This is a genomic window from Streptomyces sp. NPDC007095 (assembly GCF_040634475.1).
Lineage (GTDB): Bacteria > Actinomycetota > Actinomycetes > Streptomycetales > Streptomycetaceae > Streptomyces.
The window spans coordinates 1-3420 of the sequence record NZ_JBEYFS010000455.1; the positions used below are offsets into that span (position 1 = coordinate 1).

The window sequence follows — 3420 nt, forward strand, 5'->3', positions numbered from 1 at the left end:
CCGCTCGCGGACCGTGCCGTCGGCACGGTCCGCGAGCGGACGCGTGCGACGCTTCGTCCGGGGCGAGGAGCGACCCACGGCGCGACCGCTCAGCTGGGACGTACGGCCATCTTGTCGAGGGCCTCCAGAAGACCGGGCAGTTCCGGGCCCCGGCCGACGGGCAGGACCTCTCCGGGCTCCTCGTCAAGGAGGACGAAGGCGATGTCGTCGGTCCGGGCGACCATGGACCAGCCGGGGCCGTCCGCGCGCAGGGTCCGGGCGTCACCGCTGGCGAAGGACGAGCGGACACGGCCCAGGGGCGGCGGGGTGTCCACGTAGGAGCGCGCCTCCGCGAGCACCCGGCGGACACCGCTGCGGGTCTTGCCGCTGTCGCTGTCGCCGTCGGTGCTTTCGGTCTCGTCCCGGGGGGCGTCGTCGGGTCGGGCGGTGTCCTCCGACGTGACGAAGTCGCCGTCGTCGATCTGTTCGCGCCAGATCGCCCACTGGAGGGCGATCTCGTCGGCTCCGAGGCGCCTTTGGGCCGGTCCCCAGACGGTGGTGTCCGGTGGAGCGAGCGCGGGCCGCTCCGTGAGCTCGGGCGCGGGGTCGTGCGGGGCCGGCACCCCGGGGGCCGCGACGGCGACGTCCAGGGGCCAGCCGGGCAGCGCGGAGACGACCGTGCGCTCGTCGGGCGACAACTCGTGCTCCATCCCGCAGTCCCAGGACGCGATGGCGACGGCGACCAGCGAGACGTCGTCGATGACGACCGTCCACCGTGCACCCTCGCCATCCTGGCCCAGCACGAGACCGTACCCGTCGGCCAGGGGCGCCAGGTCGAGCCCCGCGCAGGCCTCCGGGTAGTCGTCCCCCAGCACGCTGGGGAACTTCGCGGGCGTCAACAGCACCGCCGTCAGTACATACAGCGCGTCGTCGTCCCCGGTGGCGACGGCGCCATCGTCCGTCCCGGCCATCCCAGCCTCCCGATCGCTACGTTCGTCGGCGCACCATAATGCGACCCGAAGGCGCTTGTCACGAGCCCGAAACAGACGCGGAGCTGCAGTTATCCGGCTGGACGGGGGCGAAACGCCCGGCCCGCGCCCATCGCGGTCAGACGGCGGGCAGGCCGAGCAGCGTCCGCGCCACCGTCCTGGGCGACTCGTCGCGCTCCCGCGCCAGAGCGATGACGGCACGGCAGGCCAGCTCGTTCACCCCGAACGACAGCGCCTCGGGCGACACCCAGGCCGCGGCCTCGTCGATCTGCTCCTGGTCGTCCTCCGCGCAGGCCGACACGTAGGCCGCGGCCGCCTCGAAAAGATTGTGTGTACGTTTCTCCGGTCGCCGCTTGGCGGGCCGTTGCCCCTCGGCCCCGTCGGTCGCTTTCCGGCGCCATATCTCGCGGAGTCTGCCGAACATTCCGGTCATCGGGCCACCTTCCCCCTGCGCGGTTGCCATCGCTGATCGTTCACCTGCTGCTACTCAACGTAGAGTTGAAGGCCCGGCGGCAGAAGAGGGACGGTCCGGTGAAGCGTCGCGAACGTTCCCTTCGAGTGTGTCGATCGTGTCCCGCAGCCAGGTGAGTTCGGCCCGGCTCGTGGCCCGGGCGATGGTGAGAATGCCCTGCCGGAAGGGATCGTCGAGCTCTTCGGCGCGCAACGGCCGGTCGCCTTCGTAGAAGAAGCTCGAGGGCTCCTCCAGGAAGGCGAGCCTGCGGCGCAGTACCGCGGCCTGCGCCGGGGGGTCGGCCAGGTGTCTGAGGAAGGCGAGCATCGTGAACCAGCGGTTCTCGTCGGTGATGTCGCGCTGTACGGGCTCCGCGAGTCGGCGGCGCAACTCGCTTCTCCCCTCCTCGGTGAGCGTCAGGACATGACGAGGGGCGGCCACGGAGCCGGGCTGCGTCGCCCGCGCCAGCCACCCCGCTTTCTCCAGTCGCTTGATCGCGGGATACAGCGTGCTCTCCGCGACGGGCTTCACATGGCCGGTCAGGGCGGTGATGCGCTTGCGCAGCTCGTAGCCGTGCAGTGGGGCGTCGTACAGAAAACCGAGGATGGCCAGCTCAAGCATGCCCCGCATTCTGCCGCACCACCGGTGTACATCATCCCCTCTGTACATCGCTTCCTCTGTACATCCGTTCGTCTATACATCCGTTCCTCTATACATCGGTTCCGATGTATTCTCCTGAAGCGCGAGAAACGATGAGACGGACCTGAGGGAGAGCGATGAGACAGGCCGAGTTCGACAGCAAGGGAAGCTCGATCCGCTGGACGGAGGCGACGGGTGCTGAACCGGCCCGGGTGTACGTACACGGACTGGGGTCGGCCTCGACGGTCTACAACGCCCACATCGCGGCCCGGTCCGAACTGGCGGGGCGCCGGACCCTGTTCGTCGACCTGCCCGGTCACGGCATCAGTGACCGGCCCGCGGACTTCGGCTACACCCTGGAGGACCACGCGGACGCGCTCGCGGCCGCCCTGGACGAGGCCGGTGCCACGGCGGCGGAACTGGTCGCCCACAGCATGGGCGGTGCGGTGGCCATCGTGCTGGCCCATCGGCGCCCCGAGCTCGTGTCCAGGCTGGTCCTCGTGGAGGCGAACCTCGACCCGTATCCGCCGGTCAAGGCGGGCAGCAGCGGCATCGCCTCGTACTCGGAGGAGGAGTACGTCGAAAGCGGTGGCCACGCGCGCGTGCTCGACAAAATCGGCCCCTCCTGGGCGGCGACCATGCGGCTCGCCGACCCGCGCGCGCTGCACCGCACCGCGATCGGCCTTGCGCGCGGCACGGTCCCCACGATGCGCCACCTGCTCGAAGGGCTGACGGCGGACCGTGTCTACCTGCAAGGGGCGCTGAGCGGTGAACTGGAGGACAGGAAGGGGCTGGAGGCCGCCGGCGTCCGGGTGGTGACCGTTCCCGGTGCGGGGCACAACGTCATGTTCGACAACCCCGACGCCTTCGTGGCCGAGGTCGCCGGAAGGGTCTGAGGCCTCAGCCCCGCCGTGTGGCAAGCGCCAGGAAGCGGGTGTCCTCGTCGACGTACGAGGTCATGTCCCAGCCGGAAGCGGCCAGCAAGGGGCGGAGATTGGCCTCCGCCCTCAGGTCGCCCGGTGTGATGCGGCGCCCCTGGCGCGCCGCGAGCGCAGCCCGGCCGATCGGATGGAACAGCGCCAGCGTGCCGCCGGGCCGCACCACCCGCGCCAACTCCCTCAGATTCTCGGCGGGGTTGGGCAGATGTGCGATCAGACCCGCCCCGAAGGCGGCGTCCAGTGACTCGGTGCGCAGCGGCAGCGCAGTGACGTCGGCGAGCAGCAACTGCCCGTCGCGGTGCCGTCCGGCCTGTACCGCGGCCGCCAGCATGGCCGGGGTCAGATCGGCTGCGACGACCACTCCGGAGGGCCCCACGGCCGCGCGCAGCGGCGGCAGCGCCCGGTCAGCGGCGACTTCGGGAAC

At 70.9% G+C, this 3420-nt stretch carries 5 protein-coding genes; 1 reads left to right on the plus strand and 4 read right to left on the minus strand.

The window, feature by feature from the left end; translation table 11 throughout:
• Positions 1–89 precede the first annotated feature (89 nt).
• The 3 genes from ABZ656_RS57145 to ABZ656_RS57155 form a co-directional block, all read right to left on the minus strand.
• A complete protein-coding gene (locus tag ABZ656_RS57145) occupies positions 90–950 on the minus strand; it encodes a hypothetical protein (RefSeq protein WP_101407669.1) in 861 nt (286 codons plus the stop codon).
• A gap of 136 nt (positions 951–1086) precedes the next feature.
• Positions 1087–1392 (minus strand): hypothetical protein, encoded by a 306-nt coding sequence (locus tag ABZ656_RS57150; RefSeq protein ID WP_101408459.1) that lies wholly within the window; start codon positions 1390–1392, stop codon positions 1087–1089.
• Positions 1393–1455: 63 nt separating this feature from the next.
• Positions 1456–2040 carry a PadR family transcriptional regulator gene (locus tag ABZ656_RS57155; protein ID WP_101407668.1) on the minus strand — a complete coding sequence of 195 codons (585 nt, stop codon included), beginning with the start codon at positions 2038–2040 and terminating at the stop codon, positions 1456–1458.
• Between the two features lie 155 nt (positions 2041–2195).
• On the opposite strand from ABZ656_RS57155, the gene ABZ656_RS57160 reads away from it, so the two are divergent.
• Positions 2196–2954, plus strand: a complete 759-nt coding sequence (locus ABZ656_RS57160) for an alpha/beta hydrolase (RefSeq protein ID WP_101407667.1) — start codon at positions 2196–2198, stop codon at positions 2952–2954.
• Positions 2955–2958: 4 nt separating this feature from the next.
• Here the strand turns inward: ABZ656_RS57160 and ABZ656_RS57165 are convergent.
• Positions 2959–3420, minus strand: a 462-nt coding sequence (locus tag ABZ656_RS57165; RefSeq protein ID WP_360280553.1) for a class I SAM-dependent methyltransferase, incomplete at its 5' end; no start/stop codon positions are given.